The organism is Streptomyces sp. NPDC029152 (genome assembly GCF_055564355.1).
This window is the reverse complement of sequence record NZ_JBVHWR010000002.1, coordinates 436,745-457,551: the sequence shown is the minus strand read 5'-3', so window position 1 is coordinate 457,551 and position 20,807 is coordinate 436,745. Positions and strand designations below refer to the sequence as shown.

Sequence of the window (20,807 nt, the reverse complement as noted above, 5' to 3'; positions counted from 1 at the left end):
GGCCCGGTCGACGGGGGCCGACCGACCGTGACCGGTTCAGTCGACCGCGGTGTCGCGCGACCCGGCGTGCTCCGCCAGGGCCGCCACGGCCCGCTCCCGGTGGGCACGGAAGCGCCGCAGGTACGAGCGTGCCATCGGCCCCGGCGGCACACCCCGGGCGAAGGCCCGCATGTTGCGTTCGCCCGTGTTGTAGCCGAGGGCGAGGAGCTCCTCGCGGGTGTACCGGCGCACGTGCCGCCGCGGCAGGCGCCGGTCGAGGTCGCTCAGGTGGAGGGCTGCGACATGGATGGCGAAGGCGGGGTCGTCGCGCAGGTCCCGCCAGCGCCGCGGCAGGCCGTGCGCGCGCCGCACCCGTTCGAACGTCGCACGGTGCATGTTGGCCACCCCGAAGGACGCGCCCGGCTTCCACCACTGCCACAACCGCTCCAGCAGCGGATGGTGCGGCTTGTACGCCTCGTTGTACAGCACGGCCAGCACCAGCACGGGCGACACCCCGGCCGCTCGGGCACCGAGGACGACCTCCGCCGTGTAGTCGGCCGGGTCGTACCCGCCGGGCCGCAGCGGGGGCGTCGGGGCGTCACCGCGGTCCTCCGGCGACCGGGATCGCCGCAACGCCACCGCCTCCGGTCGCTCGGCCATCGTCATCCGTCTCTCCTCCACGCTCCTCGCCCATCGCCTCACTGGGGATCCGCAGCCCCGGCTCTTCGCCCCGCGTTCCCCCACGGCGCCACCTCAATCAGGGGCCCCGGCAGACGGTGGAGGCGTGCGGGGCGGGTTGCCCGCGCAACCGCGCTCTGGACGTCCGGCGCCCGGCTCCCGGAGCAGGAGAGGAGGGACTCCTCCGTTCCGTGGTGACGCGTGACCGAAGCGACCGGCGCCGTCCCCACGGCGTCCGTACGGTCGTCAGTGCGTCAGCGCCCGTACGGCCGCTGCCGGGGCGGCCGCGCCGAACAGGACGGCGGGCACGGGCAGTCGGCACCGGCGGAGCGGCGGGACCGACAACAGGGCTGCCAGGAGGGCGGGGTCCACCCTCCGCCAACGACTCCCGGCGACGTCGACCGTGACGAGCCCCGCCGGCAGGGCGGGAGCCATGAGCGCGATCACCGCCCGGACACGCGGGGGGAGTTCGCGCTCACCGAGTGCGACGGGGCCGGCGGCCTTGAGGGCGAAGCCGAGGGCCGCGACGGCCGCGACAGCCGACCAAGGGGTCGTCGTCAGGGCGCCCTTTCGGGCTGTTCGCCCGTGGGCCGAGGGCGCGGGCCGCTCCGATCCTCCCGCGGCAGGGGGCGTGGCAGGGCCGCCAGGGAGGCGCAGGCGGCGCCGAGGAGCGCCGGCCCGGCGGGGACGAACAGGGACAGCACCGCGGCGATGGCCCCGCCGAGCAGCGCTGACCTCCAGTACGACCGGTCGGCTCCCGGCGCGTGGAGGAGCAGGCACGGGAACATGGCCGGCGCCCTGGACCGCAGTCGCAGCGGCACGCGCCGTTGGTGCGGCTCCAGCGACTACGGCGACCGCGAGCGCGAGCGCGTTCGCCGGCACTACCACCGCTCCCGCTCCTGGACGGCCGGCCGGCGCCCACCGGGCCGTCTGCGCCGACCGAGCCGGTCCGGGCCCGCGGACCGAGCGCCGCGGAGCCAACCGGTCCCGCCGCGCGGGAGGCGCGATACTGAAGGGGACAGTCGGCTCCGTCGCAGGGCCGGCCGCGGACGCGGTCCGGTCGGCGGGGACGCACCTTCTCGATCTCTCCGAGGGGAGCCGTACGTGACCACGGCTGAAGACCTGTTCCTCATCGCCATGGACCCGAAGCGAACCGTGGGACAGGGCGACCTGTCCCTCGCGCTCGCGGGAGCCGAGCTGATCGACCTCATCGGCGCGGGGGCGGTCGCCGTGGACGGGGACCGCATCGTGCCCGAGGGGCGGCCGACGCTGGACGACCGGTTCCTGGGCGAGGCCGCGGCGGGGCTCGTCCGGCAGGCGCCCCACGAGCGGATCGAGGACTGGCTGTGGCGCCGGGGCAGGGATCTGTCGGCCGCGTACCAGGCCGCACTGGAGGAGGACGGTCGGCTGGAGCCGCGCCGGGTCGGCCGGTTGTCCTTCGGTTCGCAGCGCGTCGAACCGGTCGACACGCCCGCTCGCCGCCGTGCGACCGGCCGCTGGGAGGAACGGGAACCGGTCCTGACCGCCCTCGCCTCGGCGGTGGGCCTCGGCACCGAACGACCCGGGGACGAGCCCGGTCTCGACGACGAGGCGGTGACGACGGTGGTGGCCGCCGTCCACGACGCGGTCATGGAGCTGGAGGCCGTACGCCAGCGACGAGCCATCGAGAACGCGGCCTTCGCCAACGTCTGGCGCGGACCGTGAGCGGCCGGCGAACGGCCCCGGCGGCTCAGGCACCGGCGCGGCTCCCGGTCAGGCCGTGGGCCGGGCGCCCGGGGTGTGGCCGAAGGTGCGGCGGAAGACGTCGATGAAGGTGCTGGCCGACGACCACCCGCACCGGTGGGCGACGGCGGTGACGGGGGTGCCGTCGGCCAGGAGGACCAGGGCGTGGTGCAGCCTGATCTGGGTCCGCCACTGAGGATAGGTGAGCCCCAGGTCGTCGCGCAGGCGACGGGACAGGGTACGGGCACTGGCGCCGATCTGGCGCCCGAGTTCGTCGAGGGAGCGGTTGTCCGCCGGGTCGGCCCGCAGGATGGCGTGCACTTCCCGCAGCAGGGGGTCGGCGGGGGCCGGCAGGTGCAGGGGCTGCTCGGGAGAGAGGGCGAGCTGGTCCAGCAGGACGGCTCGCAGGCGCAGGTGGGGCGGGCTGTCGTCCTCGGGGTCGCGGGTGTAGGCGACGATGAGTTCGCGCAGCAGGGGGCTGACGGCGAGGACGGCCGGTGTGTCGAGGCCGACGGGGTTCTCGGTCGCGGGCAGGCCGACGAGGTGGAGGTCGAGCTCGCCGTGGGCCTGGTGCCGGTGCACGGTGCCGGCGGGGATCCAGATGGCACGGGTGGCGGGGGCGACCCAGGAGCCGGCGTCGGTGGTCACCGCGATGGTGCCCCGGCTGGCGTAGGCGATCTGGTGGTCGTCATGGCGGTGCGCGTCGATCTCACCGCCGGACGCCAGACGCTGGGTCCGGGTCGGCGCGACCGGGGTGTGGCGGACTTCCTGCATCACTTGGCAATCTACCGGAAGCGCGACACCGGGCGCCTTCCCCAGCATGGACGGGTGCGAAGGAACACATCGATCTCCCTGCTGGCCGTGGGGCACGCCTGCGTCGACGTCTACCAGGGCGCCGTCGCGGCGCTGATCCCGTTCTTCGTGGCCGAACGGGACTACACCTACGCCGTCGCCTCCGGCATAGTGCTGGCCGCCTCCCTGCTGTCATCGGTGGCCCAGCCGGTGTTCGGCGCGCTCACCGACCGGTGGGCGATGCCGTGGCTGCTGCCGGTCAGCACCCTGCTGGGCGGGGTGGGCATCGCCCTGAGCGGACTCAGCGGCTCCTACGGGCCCACCCTGGCCTTCGTCGCCGTCTCCGGGATCGGCGTGGCCGCCTACCACCCGGAATCCGCCCGCGTGGCACGGCTCGCCAGCCGGGGCAGCCACCGTGCGATGGGCTGGTTCTCCCTCGGCGGAAACATCGGCTTCGCGCTCGCCCCGCTCATGGTGTCGGCGGCGATCGGGCACGGCTCCCTGCGCTGGACGCCGGTCCTCGTCCTGCCCGCGCTCGCCGGCGCCGCCCTGTGCGTGCCCGTGCTCCGGATGCTCGCCCGGCCCCAGCCCGGTGCCCCGACGACGCCGACGCCCCGGGGCGCCGACGACGTCGCCTCGTTCGTGCGGCTGTCCCTCGCGGTCGTCTTCCGCTCCGTCGTCTTCACCGGTTTGAGCACCTTCATCTCCCTCTACGCCCAGCAGCGCGTGCAGGGCGGCACCACCGCGGGAAGCGTCGCCCTGTCCCTGCTGTTCCTGGGCGGCGCCGTCGGCTCGGTCCTCGGCGGATCCCTCGCCCACCGTTACGACCGCGTCCGCGTCTGCCGCTGGTCCTACCTGCTCTCGATCGCCGCCGTCGCCGGGGTGATCTACGCGCCCGGTCCCGTCATGTTCCTCCTCGTGGCCCTCGCCTCCGTCGGCCTGTACGTCCCCTTCTCCCTCCAGGTCACCCTGGGCCAGGACTACCTGCCCTCCCGCATCGGCACGGCCAGTGGCGTCACCCTCGGCCTCACCGTCAGCATCGGCGGCCTCGTCAGCCCCCTGCTGGGACGCCTGGCCGACTCGACCTCCCTGCAGACGGCCCTCACCCCCCTGATCGCCATGCCCGCCCTGAGCTGGCTGCTCCTGCGCGCCCTGCCCGAACCCGCCGTGCCCGGGCCCCGGCCCGCCGCGCCCGCACTGCGGCCGCCGCCCGTGAGGGACTGACGCGGTGGTCGGGACGGGCGCTTCTGCCCGACGGTGCGCATCTCCGGCGAAGGCGGTGCGGCGGGGAGCCGGCCCGGTGGGCGCGGTGCCCTGGTCGGCCCATACTGTCTGGCCTTTCCATCAGCCGGGGCCCGGAAGCTCGGTCACCGGGCGACCGGGCACCGCCCGTCACGACGCCCCGGGCTGGTCGACGGCCGTCGCGACACCCCGGATCAGCCGCCCCCGAGAGAGAGCCGGGACGGGAAGCACCGCACCGCTCGCCGCTGAGCTCGGCCGGACCGTCCTGGCCGTCGGAACGCCGTGGGGACGGCCCACCCCGGTTCCCGGTCCGGCCGGAGGCGGCTGAACGTCCTCGTGCCACCGGGATTGACGCGCTCCGCCCTTCCCACGCGCCGTCCCCCTAGCGGAAGAATGCGGAGCCGGGGCGCGCGGCTGGGGAACGGATCGCGGTCGAGGGAGGGGAACATGACGGAAGCATCGGCGCGAGCGGGTGACGCGTCCTGGGAGGAGTTCGGGCAGCGGTTGCGCTCCTGGCGCAGGGCCGCGGGACTCACCCAGTCGCAGCTCGGCCTGCGGGTGGGCTACCACCACTCGGTCGTCAGCAAACTGGAGGCGGGCCTGCGGGAGCCGCCCATCGGTCTGGTACGCCGCCTCGACTCCGTCCTGGGGACCGGCGGTGAACTGGCCGCGGTGATCGCCGCGCCCCGGGACGTGCCGCGTGGCTCCGGCCGTCTCCCGGCCGGCCTCGCGCTGTCCGCGCCGCTGCCGGGCGCTGACACCGCCGACGGGTACGGGGTCTTCGACCCCCGGCTGTGGCCCGCGCGGCTGCCCGCCGAGGGGCTGGTCTGCCCGCTGCACGGCACCGCGGGCTGTGCCGTGCCCGAGCAGTCGGAGCTGGCGGAGCTGCTGGGCGGCCCGTCCGCCCTCGCCGCGGGCTCCGTGCCCCGAAGCACGGCGGACGCCGAGCCCGAACTGCTGCACGGCCTCACCGCCGTGCTGGCCTGCCTGATCCGCGAGTCCTTCCGGCAGTCGCCGGAGGACCACCGGGTGGCCGTCGTCGACGGGTTGCTGCGGGCGCTCGTCCGGTGGGCGGAGGCCGTCAACGCCACCGGGCGGCTGCCCTACGGTCAGCTCCGGCTGGCCGCCCAGTACGCGCAGGTCGCCGGGCGGCTGCGGATGGACCGGGGTCAGAACGCCGTCGCCATGGCCTGGTTCGGGCACGGACTGCGCTGGGCGGACGCCGTGCAGGACGCCCCCGCGCGGGCCACCCTGCTCAGCGACATGTGCACCCTGGTGCGGCTCGACGGGGACGCCGGTGCGATGCTCGCCTACGCGGCGGGCGTCGGCGCGGCGGACACCGGCCGGCGCTGGATGGCCACGCTGTCCGGTCTCTACCAGGCCCGCGGCCACGCGCTCGCCGGGAACGCGGCCGAGTGCCGGCGTCATCTCACCCTGGCTCGGCGCAAGTTCGCCTGCCTCGACCGGCGCGATCTGCTGGAGGCGCCCTGGCTGGCCGGGACCGAGGGCGAGATGCGGATGGACTCCGCGATCGGCGGCGCCCTGCGCGACCTGGCCGTCGTCACCGGCGACCGGGCAGCGGCCCGGCGGGCGGTGGACGCCACCGCGCGGTCGTGCGCCCGGGTGCCGCCGCAGATGCGTCCCACCCGGCTGCTGCTCACCCTGCGCCTGGCCGACAGTTGGGCCTGCGCGGGTGACGCGGCGGCCGCCGCGGCCCTGGCCTGCGAGGTGCTCGGGGACGCCCTGCGCTCCCGCGAGTCCATGGTCCGGGCCGAGCTGCGCGGGCTGCACAGCCGGCTCGTCGGCCAGTGGCCCGACGTCCCGGAGGTCAGGGAGTACCGGGAACGTCTGCTGGACGCGGGCGAGTGAGCCGGTCCGGCCGTCCTTCATTTGCCGGATTTTGCCGGCACCGGTCGCCGCTCGCGGGGCCGTTGACCCGGGCGCGGAGAGGTGTGAGGGTTCAGCCGCCCGCGACATGACATGTATCGGTCATTGTGTCGCCGGGCGTGTCGTCGCGACTCCCGAGCACGCGTGGACCCGGCGTGCCCGGGGCCGGGCCGGCTCGACGGAGCCTCCACACCTCTCACAAGGAGCCACGATGCTCAGAAGAACCGCAGTGGCCGGGATGTCCTCCCTGGCCCTGACACTCGGGGGGGTGGTGGTGCCGGCCTCCCTCGCCTCGGCCTCGGCGGCGACCGCGTCCGCCCCGGCCGAACCCTCGCCCGTCGCCAGAGCCGTCGCCGCCGCGGACCGGGCCGTGAGCAGCGGCCTGGACGCGCTCGTCGCCGGCGGACCCGAGGAGCGGTACGACCGCCGCGAGGTCACCCCCTGGGGCAGCAAGAACCTGTACTCGGTCGCCTACGAGCGCACCTACCACGGACTGCCGGTGGTCGGCGGCGACGCGGTGGTCCTCGCGGACGGCGAGGGCAAGGTCAGGGCCGTGCGGTCCGCCACCGAGGCCACCATCGCGGTGCCCACCACGGCGCGGGTCGAGGCCGACCGCGCGGAGCGCACCAGCCGCGCCCGCGTGGCCACGGTCACCGAGACCGACGAGCCGCGGCTTGTGGTCCGGGTCAAGGACGGCGTCCAGACCCTCGCCTGGGAGACCGTGGTCACCGGCACCACCGTGAAGGAGCGGCCCAGCCGGCTGCACGTCTTCGTGGATGCCCTCTCCGGCAAGATCGTCGACAGTTACGACGACGTGCGCTCCGGCACCGGCCACAGCGAGTGGAACGGCCCGGACCCGCTGACCATCGACACCTCCCGCTCGGGCAGCAACTACGTGCTGCGCGACACCACCCGCCCCGGCCTGCAGTGCTCGGACTACAACGGCGGCCTGTTCACCAAGTCGGTCGACGACTGGGGCACCGGCAACGCCTCCAGCAAGGAGACCGGCTGCGTCGACGTCATGTTCGCCGCGCAGAAGCAGTCGGACATGCTCCGCGACTGGCTCGGCCGCAACGGGCACAACGGCAACGGCGGAAGCTGGCCGGTACGCGTCGGCCTCAACCAGCTCAACGCCTACTGGGACGGCTCCACCGTCACCATCGGCCGCAACTCCGCCAACAAGTGGATCGCCGGCATCGACGTCGTCGCCCACGAGTTCGGCCACGGCCTGGACTCCTTCACCCCCGGCGGCGCCAACAACGAGAGGGGCCTGGGGGAAGGGACCGGCGACATCATGGGCGCCCTGACCGAGGCGTACGTGAACGAACCGGCCCCCTACGACACCCCCGACTACACCGTCGGCGAGATGATCAACCTCCAGGGCCGCGGTCCCATCCGCAACATGTACAACCCGCAGCTGGTCAACAACGACCCCAACTGCTACTCGGCCTCGATCCCGAACACCGAGGAACACGCGGCGGCCGGACCGCTGAACCACTGGTTCTATCTCCTCTCCGAGGGCTCCAGCCCCGGGGGCGGGAAGCCCAGCAGCCCCACCTGCAACAACCAGCAGGTGACCGGCGTGGGCATCCAGAGCGCCGGCAAGATCTTCTACGGCGGCATGCTCCTCAAGACCAGCGGCATGACCTACAAGCGGTACCGCACCGCCACCCTCACCTCGGCGAAGAACCTGGACTCCTCCTGCGCCCTGTTCGACGCGACGAAGGCCGCCTGGGACGCGATCAACGTGCCCGCCCAGACCGGCGACCCGACCTGCACCGGTCGGCAGAGCGACTTCTCGCTGGCGCTCAGCCCCGTCAGCGGCAGCGTCGACGCCGGAGCCACCGCCACCGCCACGGTCAGCACCTCCACCGTCTCCGGTGACGCCCAGCAGATCTCGCTGACCGCCTCCGGCGCCCCCTCGGGTGTGAGCGTCACCTTCAGCCCGGCCACCGTCACCTCGGGCTCCAGCTCCACGATGCGGATCAGCACCTCGGCCGGCACGGCCGCCGGGACGTACACGATCACGGTCCAGGGCGCCGGGGGCGGCAAGACCCACACCGTCCAGTACACCCTGACCGTCGGCGGCGGCACCACGCCGGACACCCCGCCGGACGTGGACGTGGCCCGGGTCCAGGCCCACCTCACGCAGCTGAACACCATCGCCGCACAGAATGGCGGCAACCGCCGCTCGACCAGCGCCGGTTACCGCGCCTCGCTCGCCTACGTCAAGGACAGGCTGGAGTCGGCCGGCTTCACGGTCACCGAGCAGACCTGCACCTCCGGATGCAGCGCCGGCGCGGGCAACAACCTGATCGCCGAGTGGCCCAAGGGCGACGCCGGCAGCGTCTACATGTTCGGCGCCCACCTCGACGGCGTCTCGGCCGGCCCCGGCATCAACGACAACGGCTCCGGTTCCGCCGCCCTCCTGGAGGCGGCCCTGACCCTGGCCCAGCAGAACCCCACCATGAAGAACCGCGTGCGCTTCGCCTGGTGGACCGACGAGGAGCAGGGCATGAAGGGCTCCGACTTCTACGCCCGGACGCTCCCCGCGGCCGAACGCTCCCGCGTCAAGGCCTACTACAACTTCGACATGGTGGGCTCGGTCAACGCCGGCTACTTCGTCAACAACCTCAACTCCGTCGCCTCCGCGCCGATGAAGGAGTACTGGACCGCCCTCGGTCTGGCCCCGCAGGAGAACGTCGAGGGCCGGGGCCGTTCGGACGACTACTCCTTCCAGCAGATCGGCATCCCCACCTCGGGTTACGCCACCGGAGCCTCCGCGGTGAAGTCCGCCGCCGAGGCCACGAAGTGGGGCGGTACCGCGGGCCGCGCCTACGACCCCTGCTACCACTCGTCCTGCGACACCACGTCCAACATCAACGCCACTGCCCTGAACCGCAGCGTGGACGGCATCGCGTACACCATCTGGAAGACCGCCGTCGGTGACGTGCCCAACCCGACGGACGACTTCTCCGTGTCCGCCGACCCGGCGTCGGGCAGCGTCGCTCCCGGCTCCTCCGCCACGGTGACCGTGCGCACCGCCACCACCACCGGATCGGCCCAGAACGTGCGGCTGTCCGCGTCGGGCGCGCCGGCCGGCGTGAGCGTGTCCTTCGCGCCGGCCTCGGTGACCTCGGGAGAGTCCTCGACGGCCACCGTCCAGGTCGCGTCCGGCACGGTCGCCGGTACGTACACCCTGACCATCACCGGTACGGGCTCGGTCACGCACACCACCACCTACACCCTCACCGTGCGCGACGACAGCGGTGGCGAGACCACCTGGCAGCTGGGCAGGACCTACGCGGCCGGTGACGTCGTGACCTACAACGGCGTCCGCTACCGGTGCCTCCAGGGCCACACCGCCTATCCGGGCTGGGAGCCGCCGAACGTCCCCGCCCTCTGGCAGACCGTCTGACCCGCCCGAACCGGGAGGCGGTGGGACGGGCGCCTCGTGCCCGCCCCACCGCCTCGCGCCGCGTCCCCGCATGCCCGGCGCACCGGCCACGGGACCGGGCCCGAGCCCTTTCGTCGCCGGCCCGCCGGGCATGCGGAGAACGGCCTCGCCCTCGAGCGCTCTCGACCGAGCAGGACGCCGGGAGGTGGCTGCCGCACGCTTGCCAGAACACCGGGGTCCGGGTGCGGTTACGAGGCCCAGCCGCCGTACGGCACGGTGATCAGTTCCATGGCGTGGCCCGCCGGATCCATGAAGTACACACCGCGACCACCGTCGTTGTGGTTGATCGCGCCGGGCTGCTTCCGGTGCGGGTCGGCGTAGTGCTCGATGCCGCGCCGGCCGATCTGTGCGTAGGCGGCGTCGAACTCCTCCTCGGAGACCAGGAAGGCGTAGTGCTGTGGGGTGATGCTGTCCGCGGGGACGGTGGCGAAGTCCAGTGTGACGCCGTTGCTCAGTTCGACCGCGATGAACGGTCCCCACTCACCGCTGATCTCGAGGCCCAGCAGGTTCGCGAAGAACTCCGCGGACTCCCGGTTGTCCCGGGCATGGACGATGGTGTGATTCAACTCGACAGACAAGGAATGCCTCCGAAGGCATCTCCCGGCACCTCCATGTCTCACCCGGCCGGTGACCGACACGCGATGCCACCGTGGATTCTAGCCCTGTCGTCCACGCGGCAGGAAAATTTCCTCGATGGCGTCCTGCGGCGCAGGCGGGGAGTCGCGCGGGGTGAAGCCCACGCGGTTCCTGCCGCCGGGCACCGCTCACGCGGTCTCCCAGTCCCAGGCGCCGAAGTACGCGGCCTCGCCGGTGCGACGGGCCTGTGCCACCGTACGCAGGAGCGCGAAGTCGCCGGGCGGCATCAGCTCCTCCCACTCGGCCAGGGACAGGACGCGGACCTCGTCGTGTTCCTGCGGGTCGAGGGTGATGTCCCGGATCTGCGCCGCGGTGAGGCAGCCGCCGTCGAAGACCAGTCCCATCGTGCTGTAGGGCCACTCGGCGCCGGGGAGCCCGTACACGGCGGCCAGGAGCCGGGGCGGCCCGGGCGGGGTGAGGCCGGTCTCCTCCCGGCACTCGCGCAGGGCCGTCTCCCAGGGCCGCTCACCTGCGTCCATCGTTCCGCCGACGAACTGCCAGGGGTGGGCGGGGGAATAGACGGAGCGCAACTGGAGCGGCCGGTCGTCCTCGTCGGTGAAGTAGAAGCAGGCGAAGCAGGTGGACTTCGGCACCGTCTCCGCGTACTGCTCGGGCGGCATCCAGGTGGTGCTGCCGCCCGCCGCGCTCGCCGCGGGGGGTCCTTCCAGGCGCGTCATCCGCATCAGGGCCGGACTGCCCGTGAAGCCCAGCTCGCGGTAGAGGGGGGCCGCCTCCACGCTGGTGTGCAGCTCGAACAGCGTGACGTCGTCCACGGCGGTCAAGTGGTCGAGCAGCGCGGAGACCACGGCCCGGGCGTAGCCGCGGCGACGGAAGCCGGGGTGCGTGGCGACCACCTGCACACGGGCGGCGAGGCCCCGCGGACAGGCCGGTGCCGGGAGGACGGGGTGGATCAGGCCGAGGGCGCAGGCCGCCATCGAGCCGTCCGGGGCGTCGATGACGAAGGCCCGGGCGTCGCCCGCCTCGGTCAGCCGCGGCGCCAGCTCTCGCGCGCACCGCCGGACCCACTCCTCGTCCAGGGGCCTGGACAGGACGTAGGCGGAGCGCATGCGGACGATGCCCTCGGCATCGGCGGACGTCGCCGCCCGGACCGGCGGCGGTCCGGCCGCATCCTGCGGTGCCGCGGTGACGGCGGGGGTGCTGTCGGTGCTCATGGCAGGACCTCCGGCCCCGCGCCGGCCTTGCGGCGCGGCACCGGAGAGACGTCCACCGGCTCGACGTGGCGCTCGGTGCCGCTCATGACTCGCCCTCGGAGCGCCGGATGAGCGGGGTCCTGCGCACGGCTTCGGGAGGAACCGTCACGGTCATGGGTCAACCGTAGGGGCGGCGGCGGGGGCGGACCGTGGAATTCGGCCCCCGTCATCCCGCGGGGTGACGCCGGTACGCGTGCCGCCGGCCTCCGTACCGATGCGGGGGCATCCCAAGGGGCCGCATCTGAGCAGGAGATGAGACCGGGACCCTGTTGCCACGGTGCTCCGATGCCGACGGTCAAGGAGTTCCAGGCGGCTTTCGACCGCGCGGATCCCGAGCGCGTCGCCCGCTTCGGCTGCGGGCACCGAGGTCGGGCACCTCGTTCCGTGGAGGCCGCGTGACTGCACCGGCGACGGCCGGTGGGAGGCGGCGGACGCTGAATCCGGCGGCCTTGAGGACATCGTCTCCGCCGTCCATGGCCGGTCCGGCCACTCGATACGACAAGACCGCCGCCATCCATCTGGCCGCCTCCACACCGCCGCCATCTTCATCTGGTCAATGAGATGACTCGAACGGAACGTCCTGGGCGAAACACGTTCGGCAAGGGCTGGTCAGGGGCGGGATGCCTCCTGGTGGGCTTCGTCCGAGCTGGTTGCGGCCCAAGAGGCGAGCAGGCGCAGCGCGTCGTGGTCGGGGGTGCCCGGTTCGGCGCTGTAGGCGGTCAGGGTGAGGCCGGGGTGGGCAGGCGGTTCCATGGCGTCGAAGTCGAGCCCGATCTCGCCGATGGCCGGGTGGCGGAATGCCTTGCGGCCGGTGCGGTGCAGGCGGACGTTGTGCTTGGCCCAGGCCGCACGGAACTCGTCGCTACGGGTGACGAGTTCGCCGATGAGGCCGGTGAGTTCGGTGTCGCCCGGGGCTCGGCCGGCTTCGGTGCGCAGCAGGGACACGGTGGTGTCGACCGAGACGTTCCAGTCGGGGAAGAAGCCGCGGCCGGTGGGGTCGAGGAACTGGAACCGGGCGATGTTGACCGGGCGGGCCGCGGCGGTGAACAGGGGTGCGTACAGGGCGCGACCGAGGTCGTTGACGGCGAGGATGTCGAGGCGGCCGTTGCGGATGAAGGCCGGTGAGCCGGTCATGGACTCCAAGACCCGCTTGAGGCTGGCGGGAACGGCGTCCTTGGCCCGGCGAGGGGTGCGGCGGGCCGGGCGCCGGCGCTGGGCGGCGGCCAGGTCGTGCAGGTGGGAGCGTTCGGCGTCATCGAGCTGGAGGGCGCGGCAGAGCGCGTCGAGGACTTCTTCGGAGGCGCCGGCGAGCTGACCGCGCTCCAGGCGGACGTAGTAGTCGATGCTGACACCGGCGAGCAGGGCGACTTCCTCGCGGCGCAGCCCGGGGACCCTGCGCTTGCCGTTCCCGAAGGCGGGCAGGCCGGCCTGCTCCGGGGTGATCTTGGCGCGGCGGGTGGCGAGGAACGCTCGGACCTCGCGGCTGGTGTCCATGTTGTCCAGGTTAGGAGGAGCGGGGCGCGACTGGGAGGTTCTGCCAGTACCTGGAACGGCAGAGCCTTCCGCACGCCCGTGAGCTGCGGTTTCCTCGATGTCGTCAGCAGATGCGGCCCCGGCCCGCACGTAGGGCACCCCCTTGCGGGATGTCCTCCGGCCTCGGGTGGCCGACAGCGGGCAATGCCGCACCCCCGTGTCCGCACCGTCACAAGGAGTCACATCATGGCAACGCAGTCCGCACCCCAGGAGCTGGCCGGCATCGCGCCGAAGCTGGTCGAGATCACCAACGACGTCCTGTTCCAGGACGTGTGGGAGCGCCCCGGGCTCTCCCCGCGGGACCGCAGCCTGGTCACGGTCAGTGTGCTGGCCGCCCTCCACCGCAGCGAGCAGCTGCCGTACCACCTGGGTGTGGCCCTGGACAACGGACTCACGGTCGAGGAGCTGTCCGAGGCGATCACGCACCTGGCGTTCTACGCCGGATGGCCCAACGCCATGACCGCGATCACCCTGCTGAAGGAGACCGCGGACGAGCGCTCCGCCTGATCCCCGGCGCGAGCCGCGAATCGGCCCCGCACGATCAGCAGGGCGTAGTGAACCAAGGAGGAGGAACAAGATGGCCGGCAACGGATTCGACCAGATCTTCCCGCTCGGCGAGAAGAACGACGCCTTCGCGCAGTACTTCACCGGCCAGAGCTACCTGGCTCCGCTCACCTCGGGCAGCGTTCCCGTCATGAACGTCTCCTTCGAGCCGAGCTGCCGCAACAACTGGCACATCCACCACGGCGCGAACGGCGGCGGCGACCAGATCCTGCTGTGCACGGCCGGCAGCGGCTGGTACCAGGCCGAGGGCGAGGACCCCATCAGCATGGAGCCGGGCACCGTGATCCGCGTCCCCGCAGGCACGAAGCACTGGCACGGCGCGAAGGCCGACGCGTGGTTCTCCCACCTCGCCTTCATCACCCCGGGCGAAGGGGTCAGCAACGAATGGCTCGAGCCCGTCACCGACGAGGTGTACGGCAAGCTGCCGAAGAACGGAGCGAACGCATGACCGTCCTGAAGGAGACCTACACGCTGTCGAACGGTGTCGAGATCCCCAAGCTGGGGCTCGGCACCTGGTTCATCGACGACGACAAGGCGGCCCACGCGGTCCGCGCGGCCGTACAGATCGGCTACCGGAACATCGACACCGCCCAGGCCTACGGCAACGAGCGCGGCGTCGGCGAGGGCGTGCGCACCTCCGGCGTGCCGCGCGAGGAGCTGTTCGTCTCCACCAAGCTCGCCGCGGAGATCAAGGACTACGACCAGGCGGTGGCCGCGGTCGACGGCTCTCTGGAGAAGCTGGGCCTGGACCACATCGACCTGATGCTGATCCACAGCCCGCAGCCGTGGAACGACTTCCGCGGCGGCGACTACGCCCAGGGCAACCGCGCCGCGTGGCGTGCCCTGGAGGAGGCCCACCGGGCCGGAAGGATCCGGTCGATCGGCGTCTCCAACTTCCAGCAGCACGACCTGGAGAACATCCTCCAGGACGCAACCGTCGTCCCGCACGTGAACCAGCTGCTCGTACACGCCGGGAACACCCCCGCCGAGCTGCTGGCCTACTGCGAGAGCCGGCAGATCCTCGTCGAGGCGTACTCACCGATCGCCCACGGCGCGATCCTGAAGAACGCCGAAGTCCGGGCCATGGCCGAGAAGTACGGCGTGTCCGTCCCCCAGCTCTGCATCCGCTACACCCTCCAGCTGGGCACGGTGTCGCTGCCCAAGACGGCAAACCCCGAGCACATGCGCTCCAACGCCCAGGTCGACTTCGAGATCTCGGACGCGGACGTGGACGCTCTGCGGGGCCTGCGCGATGTGGACTACGGCGACCACAGCGCCTTTCCGGTCTTCAGCGGCAAGTGACGCCAGAGGAGCGCCACCTCGCTCCGGCACGGTTCGGCCACGACGCACCGAGCCGGAGCGAGGTGCTGGTGTCGGTGGCGCCGAACCGGACGGTCAGCTGCTGCCAGGTTTTACCGGGGTGACGTCCCCGGGGAGGTGACCCCGGGACGCCACCCCTTCGTCATCGAACCCTCAGTTGCGGTGCATCGAGTGCAGGTCCACGGTGAGGAGCTGCAGGGCCGCCTCGTGAGGGGACTCCGGCTCCGCGTGGTAGATCTTCAGGATGTCGCCGTCCTGCAGATCGGCGGACTGGTACATCAACTCCAGTTCGCCGATGACCGGATGGCCGAACAGCTTCGTCCCCTCGATACAGCTCGCCGCCCTCTGCGAGGGCGGCCGGGATGACGGCGGCGGTGGACAGTCCCTGAAGCGCGCGGGCGATCGGCAGCGTCGCGGGGAACCAGCGAGTCCGCCCACGAGAGAGGAGACGGCCAGGACGACCATCCCGACGGTGAAGATGCGCCGCCGCACCACATAGTCACCCACCCTCCCGAAGACCAAGGTGCACCCGGCCGCGCACAGGGCGAACATCGTGCTGATCCACTGCAGGTTTCCGGTGGAGAACCCGAGGGCCCTACCGGCCTCGGGCAGCGCGACGTTCAGGACGGAGAAGTCGGCGGCCATCATGAACCGTGATGCCAGAAGCACCACCAAAGCAACGACCTGACACCCGGTCATCCGGGTCGGCGACGACTGCGCGACCGCAGCGGTCGTAGCGGTATTAGCGGTTGACATGTCCCCCAGCTTCCGGGGCCCGCCCTGGACCAGCCAGATCCCGCTCGACGGCACTCCCGCGGAGACCGTCACTGCCGGTGCCACCCTCACCGGGCCACGCGGCCGCCCCTGCGTCGCGTACTGCGCCCACCCTGTCTCCTACGGCCTGCATGACGGGCGGTCGCCCTCCTCCCAAGCTCCGGCCGGCGCCCTGCCGAGCTTCCGGCCGGCGCCCTGCCGAGCTTCCGGCCGGCACCCTGCCGAGCTCATCGGGGGGTCTCACCATGCGCGTTGCACAGCTTCGGTCAGGGGGGCGTCCGGAGCCGGCGGGAATACTCCGAGCCCCTTCTCGCGACTGTCGTGAGAGAGCCGAAACCGTCGGCCGGGCTTCAGTCGGCTGCCGCGCGCTTCTTCGGTAAGCGCATCACACACCGCGGTCGGGGCTCGATGACGGCCGTCTCGTCGAGGCCGTCTTGAACGACGCATCGAACAGCGAATGTTCGGACGGGGGCGCACAGGCACAGACGACTGCGGGCCTGCCAGTCGTTGCCGCGTTGATTCGTTCGCTCGCGTCTTTGCACCTTGCGCACGGCCCTTCGCGTGGTCCCCGTCCGGCTCGACGGCCACGGGTCACCACCGCGATCAATCGGTAGGTGCAGCGAGGACGCCACGACCAGGGGATTGAGACAGCCACATTCGCGCGCCATTCGCCAAATTTACGCCTATTGATGGCAATCTACTGGGTCGTGGAACGGCCGGCAGCAGATGACGGCGACAGCAGATCACGGAGGGCACTCACCATGGCGAAGCGAGGACGTACGTCCCGACGGCAACGCGCGGCGGGCGAGGCCGCCCGTCGGGCAGCAGCCTCTCGTCGCCTCTCCCAGGCTCCCCCGCGCCAGCGCGCGCAGGAGGGCTTGGCGACCGTTCTTCCCGCCCCGGCCCGGCAGGCCTGGCGCGAAGAGACCGACGCGGTCCAGGTGTCGGTGTGTGAAGCCGGATGCGAGGTCTGCGCCGAGGCCAGGGGCCGGTTCGAAACCCTTCGCGCCGAGTCGCTGGTGCAACGGCGCCGGTTCGACCAGCAGGCCCGGTACCCGTACGCCGCCGGCAAGCACACGCTTCACCGCACCGGCTGCCGCCGGGTTTCGGTGCGCGACGTGGAGAGCGGCAACAGCCCGTGGCTGCATGGCGCCCTGACCGAGTTCGCCCATACGGGCTCGACCAACTCGAGGTGGGCCACGCATATGCAGGTGATGGCTCCTCACGAAGTGGCGGCCTGGATCACCGAACGCATCGGTCCTCGCGGCGGCCTGCGCTACCGCCTGTGCCGTGTCTGCGCCCCTGAGCTGCCCGTGGCCTCCCCGGATGACGACCCCCGGCCCCTGCCCGCCCGGTCGCTCCCTGGAACTCCGGACCGATCCTGAGGAACGATCAACTCGGATCGGCGCTCGAGGTGCGGGAAAACCGCAGCGCGGCGGGGCTACACGCTGCAGCCGTGCCCGGGGTTCATAGCCACCACGCCACTGGCGTCGCCCGGCCGCGACGCTCCGGACGCTGACGGAGCAGCGTGAGACGACACCCAGCAGCGCCCGCCTGAGGCCAGAAGGGGTCTGCGTTCTCCGACAGGCGGAACGCCTCTGAGGCATCCACACGTTCTTGGTGCTACGGCGGATGGTGTGGCGACGCTCCCGCGTGGCGTTTCCGGGCTCCGGCGCCGGGACGTCCTCCCCGGCAGCGGAGCGGTCGGGCATGAGGTCGGCGACGGCTGCACGGATCGCACCGCGGCTGACGCCGTGGTGGTCACGGGTGAGGGCGGCGATCGAGCGGTTGCAGGTACGCGGTGCGGACGGCGACGCTCTCGTCGGCCGCCACGACGGGCCGGTGCCCGCCCTCACTGCCCTTGGCCTCGTCGGCGCGCAGTCCGTCGTAGGTCGGCTCGCGCCGGGGTCCGCCGGCGGAGGCCAGGGCCCGCCCCACGAATGTCACGGTGGAGAGCAGTTCGCCGGTGCGCGGGTGGCGGGCGGTGAGGTCCCTCGTGGAAGACGCGCCGCCGTGGGTGCCGGAGCGAGTCGCTCGCGATGGAGACGTCGAGGGCGTCGAGCGCGTGCCCGGCCCCGCGTACGAGGCGAACATCTCGGAGATGTGCGCGGTGTCGCCCGGCCGCGCGTACACGAGCGGTTCGCTGGACTTCGGGCGCCGGAGGAGGCGGAGACGGCTGGGGCCCTGCCGCCCTCCTCGAAGACGACCGGGTCCTCGATGCCGACCTCGCCCAGGACGAAGTGCTGTCGAGCGGTGGACCGCCGGTCGGTCGAGACCCGCTCGTGGACCAGGTTCGGGGCGGGAACCGTGCCACGGCACCCCTGCCTGCGGTCGGGTGTCGCACCTGGCAGATGCGCGTGGGCCGGCGAGGCCGGGGGCGGTGGTCAGCGATAGGCGGCGAGGAAGACGCGGGTGCCGGCGGCGGCGTAGCGGTCGAGGTCGGCCTCGGTGTGCTGGGCACTGCCGGTGAACATGGCCTTGTTCACCGGGATCCACAGCAGCAGGCCTGAGAAGTGGTTCGCGGCCAGGAGTGCGTCGTCGACGTGGAGGAGCCCTTGGTCGGCCAGGCGCTGGAAGGTCGCCGCCAGCGTGCTGAGCCCTCGCTGGAAGCCTCGCTCGTACCACTCGGTTCCCAGATCGGGGAAGACATCGGCGTTGGCGATGATCAGGCGCCGCAACTGGATCACCCGGGGGTCGGTGAGGGCGGTCAGGAACTGACGCGCGAGGCGGGTCAGGTTCTCTTCCAGGTTGGCGCCGTCGGTGGGGAGGTCGGCCAGCAGGTCGATCGTGGTGTCGAGCCGGTCGGTGGTGGCCAGGACGATGTCGGCGAAGAGCCTCTCCTTGTCGGAGAAGTGCTTGTAGACGGTCTGCTTGGACACCGCGGCCAGCTTCGCGATGTCGTCCATGCTCGTTCCCGCGTACCCCTTGTCCAGGAAAACGCTGGTCGCGGCCTTCAGGATCGCCTCGTGCTTGCGCGCTGAACGACTGTCCATCATCGGCTCCTTCTCCATGCCTCCGCCTCCTCATCACGAAGAGTACTGGACTGACCAGTACCCATCTGAGTACTGTACCGTCCAGTTCCGAAGAGCGCGGGGCTCCGGTTCCGCGCTCCCCGCAGACGGATGGAGTGGTTCCCCATGGACAAGGTGTTCTCTGCCGACGGCACGGCCATCGCCTACGAGCAGCAGGGCTCGGGCCCCGTGGTGGTGCTCGTCGGCGGCGCTTTCATGACGCGCGGCGATTCCGCCGCACTCGCCGGCCTGCTGGCCGAGCACTGCACCGTCATCACGTACGACCGCCGGGGCCGCGGCGACAGCGGGGACAGCCCGGAGTACGACGTACAGCGCGAGGTCGAGGACCTGGACGCCCTGATCGAGCGCGCGGGCGGCGAGGCGATGGTCTTCGGCATGTCCTCCGGTGCCGTACTGGCGCTGGAAGCCGTCGCCCGGGGCAGCGCCGTCTCCAGGCTGGCCATGTACGAGCCGCCCTTCGTCACCGACTCCAGCCGCCCGCCGCTGCCCGCCGACTACGTCGCCCACCTGACGGACCTCGTGAAGCAGGGGGCGTACGGCGACGCCGTGGCCTACTTCATGACCGCAGCCGTGGGCATGCCCGCCGAGGCCGTCGCCGGGATGCGCCAGGCCCCTTTCTGGGCGGGCATGGAAGCCACCGCCCGCACCCTGCCCTATGACGGCCAGGTCATGGGGGACACCATGTCCGGTCAGCCGTTGCCCACCGACCGCTGGCGGTCCGTGACCGTGCCCGTTCTCGTCGGCAGCGGGGACGCGGGCGCCCCGCACATGCTCACCGCCGCGCGGGAACTCGCCGCACTGGCCGACAACTTCACCCTGAACGTCTTCCCCGGCCAGGAGCACAACATCGCCCCCGAGCTCCTCTCCCCCGTCCTGACCGGCTTCTTCACCACCGGGGAACAGGCATGAACAGGGGCATCGCCGGTCCGGGCACGTCCCGGGACGGCTTCTCGCCTGGTCGACGGCCCCGCCGAGAACGAGCACCGGGAGACCTGAGCGGCTGAGCGGCAGTACCGCCTCGGGTCCTCGCCGTTCGTACGGCGTGGCCCGGCAGCCCGGGCGTGCGGATCAGACGCTGCTGTTCCCGGGTGGTCTCGTCCGTGCATGGGACTTTCGTCCGGGGTACCCGTTGTCGTTGCCGACCGCGACTGTCGGCGGGAAAGGCGGCACACCAGTGACCACACGACACGGCACGGCCCTGGTGACCGGGGCCTCCTCCGGCATCGGTGCGGCCTACGCCGGACGACTCGCCGCCCAAGGGTGGGACACCGTTCTCGTGGCCAGAAGGGCTCAGCGGCTCGACGACCTGGCGCGGCGCCTGCGTGAGGTGACCGGCACCGCGGTGGAGACTCTCGTCGCCGACCTGTCGGAGCCCGACGACCTGGCGCGGGTGGCACGGCGGGCGGCAGGTGACGACATCGGTTTCCTCGTCAACAACGCGGGGATCAACGGCTACGGGCCCTTCGCCGGACTCGAACCGGAGCTCATGACGAAGATCCTCGACATCAACGTCCTCGCCGTCACCGCACTTACGAGGGCCACGATCCCGGGCATGCTGGAACGAGGGCGCGGCACCCTGGTCAACGTGGCCTCCCAGCTGGCCTTCGCGGGCGCGCTGCCGCCGCATCCGCTGCCCGAACGCGCGGTGTACGGCGGCACCAAGGGTTACGTGGTCACCTTCACGCGCACGCTTGCCGCCGAGCTGGCCGGCAAGCCGCTGCGGATTCAGGTGCTGTGCCCCGGGCTGACCGCCACCGAGTTCCATCGGTCGCGTGGTCACGATCCCGTGCCGGGACGGGAGGAGTCCGTGCACGAGGACGGAGGCATGCCCGTCGATCAGGTCGTCGACTCGTCACTGGCCGCGTTGGATGCCGGCGAGGTGGTGTGTGTACCGGGGCTCGGGAACGCAGCTTTGATCGACGGTCTGGCAGAAGCCGAACTGGCCATCCGCAGGGCGGCGCGCCCGGGCGGACGCTGACC

General features: G+C 72.1%; 19 protein-coding genes. 10 read left to right on the top strand and 9 right to left on the bottom strand.

Annotated elements, in window-relative coordinates:
* Positions 1–36 precede the first annotated feature (36 nt).
* Together ACZ4V6_RS05985 and ACZ4V6_RS05980 are read right to left on the bottom strand one after the other, a co-directional pair.
* Positions 37–645: a lytic transglycosylase domain-containing protein gene (locus ACZ4V6_RS05985; protein ID WP_467822870.1), complete on the bottom strand. Its 609-nt coding sequence runs from the start codon at positions 643–645 to the stop codon at positions 37–39.
* Between the two features lie 258 nt (positions 646–903).
* A complete protein-coding gene (locus ACZ4V6_RS05980; protein ID WP_467822868.1) occupies positions 904–1,092 on the bottom strand; it encodes a hypothetical protein in 189 nt (62 codons plus the stop codon).
* A 669-nt stretch (positions 1,093–1,761) separates the two neighbouring features.
* On the opposite strand from ACZ4V6_RS05980, the gene ACZ4V6_RS05975 reads away from it, so the two are divergent.
* Complete coding sequence (locus ACZ4V6_RS05975) at positions 1,762–2,361, top strand: GOLPH3/VPS74 family protein (RefSeq protein ID WP_467822865.1); 600 nt, start codon at positions 1,762–1,764, stop codon at positions 2,359–2,361.
* Positions 2,362–2,409: 48 nt separating this feature from the next.
* Here ACZ4V6_RS05975 and ACZ4V6_RS05970 read toward each other — a convergent pair whose 3' ends face one another.
* On the bottom strand, positions 2,410–3,153 hold the full coding sequence (locus ACZ4V6_RS05970; RefSeq protein WP_467822863.1) for an AraC family transcriptional regulator: 744 nt from the start codon (positions 3,151–3,153) through the stop codon (positions 2,410–2,412).
* 54 nt (positions 3,154–3,207) lie between these two features.
* On the opposite strand from ACZ4V6_RS05970, the gene ACZ4V6_RS05965 reads away from it, so the two are divergent.
* From ACZ4V6_RS05965 to ACZ4V6_RS05955, 3 genes are all read left to right on the top strand, one after another.
* Positions 3,208–4,395: an MFS transporter gene (locus ACZ4V6_RS05965; protein WP_467822860.1), complete on the top strand. Its 1,188-nt coding sequence runs from the start codon at positions 3,208–3,210 to the stop codon at positions 4,393–4,395.
* 465 nt (positions 4,396–4,860) lie between these two features.
* Positions 4,861–6,282 (top strand): helix-turn-helix domain-containing protein, encoded by a 1,422-nt coding sequence (locus ACZ4V6_RS05960; protein ID WP_467822858.1) that lies wholly within the window; start codon positions 4,861–4,863, stop codon positions 6,280–6,282.
* A gap of 229 nt (positions 6,283–6,511) precedes the next feature.
* Positions 6,512–9,718, top strand: a complete 3,207-nt coding sequence (locus ACZ4V6_RS05955; protein ID WP_467822855.1) for a M20/M25/M40 family metallo-hydrolase — start codon at positions 6,512–6,514, stop codon at positions 9,716–9,718.
* A 227-nt stretch (positions 9,719–9,945) separates the two neighbouring features.
* Here ACZ4V6_RS05955 and ACZ4V6_RS05950 read toward each other — a convergent pair whose 3' ends face one another.
* The 3 genes from ACZ4V6_RS05950 to ACZ4V6_RS05940 all read right to left on the bottom strand — a co-directional run bounded on the left by ACZ4V6_RS05950 (position 9,946) and on the right by ACZ4V6_RS05940 (position 13,098).
* Positions 9,946–10,335: a VOC family protein gene (locus tag ACZ4V6_RS05950; protein WP_467822854.1), complete on the bottom strand. Its 390-nt coding sequence runs from the start codon at positions 10,333–10,335 to the stop codon at positions 9,946–9,948.
* 186 nt (positions 10,336–10,521) lie between these two features.
* Positions 10,522–11,565 carry a bifunctional GNAT family N-acetyltransferase/NUDIX hydrolase gene (locus tag ACZ4V6_RS05945; protein ID WP_467822852.1) on the bottom strand — a complete coding sequence of 348 codons (1,044 nt, stop codon included), beginning with the start codon at positions 11,563–11,565 and terminating at the stop codon, positions 10,522–10,524.
* A gap of 648 nt (positions 11,566–12,213) precedes the next feature.
* Entirely contained in the window at positions 12,214–13,098 is an 885-nt protein-coding gene (locus ACZ4V6_RS05940; RefSeq protein ID WP_467822850.1) for a helix-turn-helix transcriptional regulator, read from the bottom strand.
* Between the two features lie 225 nt (positions 13,099–13,323).
* Here ACZ4V6_RS05940 and ACZ4V6_RS05935 point away from each other — a divergent pair, with 225 nt between their 5' ends.
* From ACZ4V6_RS05935 to ACZ4V6_RS05925, 3 genes are all read left to right on the top strand, one after another.
* Positions 13,324–13,644, top strand: a complete 321-nt coding sequence (locus ACZ4V6_RS05935) for a carboxymuconolactone decarboxylase family protein (RefSeq protein WP_467822849.1) — start codon at positions 13,324–13,326, stop codon at positions 13,642–13,644.
* Positions 13,645–13,714: 70 nt separating this feature from the next.
* Positions 13,715–14,149 carry a cupin domain-containing protein gene (locus tag ACZ4V6_RS05930; RefSeq protein WP_467822847.1) on the top strand — a complete coding sequence of 145 codons (435 nt, stop codon included), beginning with the start codon at positions 13,715–13,717 and terminating at the stop codon, positions 14,147–14,149.
* Positions 14,146–15,003 (top strand): aldo/keto reductase, encoded by an 858-nt coding sequence (locus ACZ4V6_RS05925; RefSeq protein WP_467822844.1) that lies wholly within the window; start codon positions 14,146–14,148, stop codon positions 15,001–15,003. The genes ACZ4V6_RS05930 and ACZ4V6_RS05925 overlap by 4 nt, the downstream gene beginning before the upstream one ends.
* A 171-nt stretch (positions 15,004–15,174) precedes the next feature.
* Here the strand turns inward: ACZ4V6_RS05925 and ACZ4V6_RS05920 are convergent, their stop codons facing one another.
* A complete protein-coding gene (locus ACZ4V6_RS05920; protein WP_467822842.1) occupies positions 15,175–15,690 on the bottom strand; it encodes an MFS transporter in 516 nt (171 codons plus the stop codon).
* 983 nt (positions 15,691–16,673) lie between these two features.
* Between ACZ4V6_RS05920 and ACZ4V6_RS05915 the strand changes: the two genes are divergently transcribed.
* Complete coding sequence (locus tag ACZ4V6_RS05915) at positions 16,674–17,180, top strand: hypothetical protein (protein ID WP_467822839.1); 507 nt, start codon at positions 16,674–16,676, stop codon at positions 17,178–17,180.
* A gap of 376 nt (positions 17,181–17,556) precedes the next feature.
* Here ACZ4V6_RS05915 and ACZ4V6_RS05910 read toward each other — a convergent pair whose 3' ends face one another.
* Both ACZ4V6_RS05910 and ACZ4V6_RS05905 read right to left on the bottom strand, forming a co-directional pair.
* The gene (locus ACZ4V6_RS05910; protein WP_467822837.1) at positions 17,557–17,928 is read right to left on the bottom strand and encodes a hypothetical protein; all 372 of its coding nucleotides are present in this window, start codon (positions 17,926–17,928) and stop codon (positions 17,557–17,559) included.
* Between the two features lie 251 nt (positions 17,929–18,179).
* Positions 18,180–18,788 carry a TetR/AcrR family transcriptional regulator gene (locus ACZ4V6_RS05905; protein ID WP_467822834.1) on the bottom strand — a complete coding sequence of 203 codons (609 nt, stop codon included), beginning with the start codon at positions 18,786–18,788 and terminating at the stop codon, positions 18,180–18,182.
* 144 nt (positions 18,789–18,932) lie between these two features.
* Here ACZ4V6_RS05905 and ACZ4V6_RS05900 point away from each other — a divergent pair, with 144 nt between their 5' ends.
* Together ACZ4V6_RS05900 and ACZ4V6_RS05895 are read left to right on the top strand one after the other, a co-directional pair.
* Entirely contained in the window at positions 18,933–19,736 is an 804-nt protein-coding gene (locus ACZ4V6_RS05900) for an alpha/beta fold hydrolase (protein ID WP_467822831.1), read from the top strand.
* Positions 19,737–20,001: 265 nt separating this feature from the next.
* Positions 20,002–20,805 carry an SDR family NAD(P)-dependent oxidoreductase gene (locus ACZ4V6_RS05895; protein WP_467822829.1) on the top strand — a complete coding sequence of 268 codons (804 nt, stop codon included), beginning with the start codon at positions 20,002–20,004 and terminating at the stop codon, positions 20,803–20,805.
* The last annotated feature ends 2 nt before the right edge of the window (positions 20,806–20,807 follow it).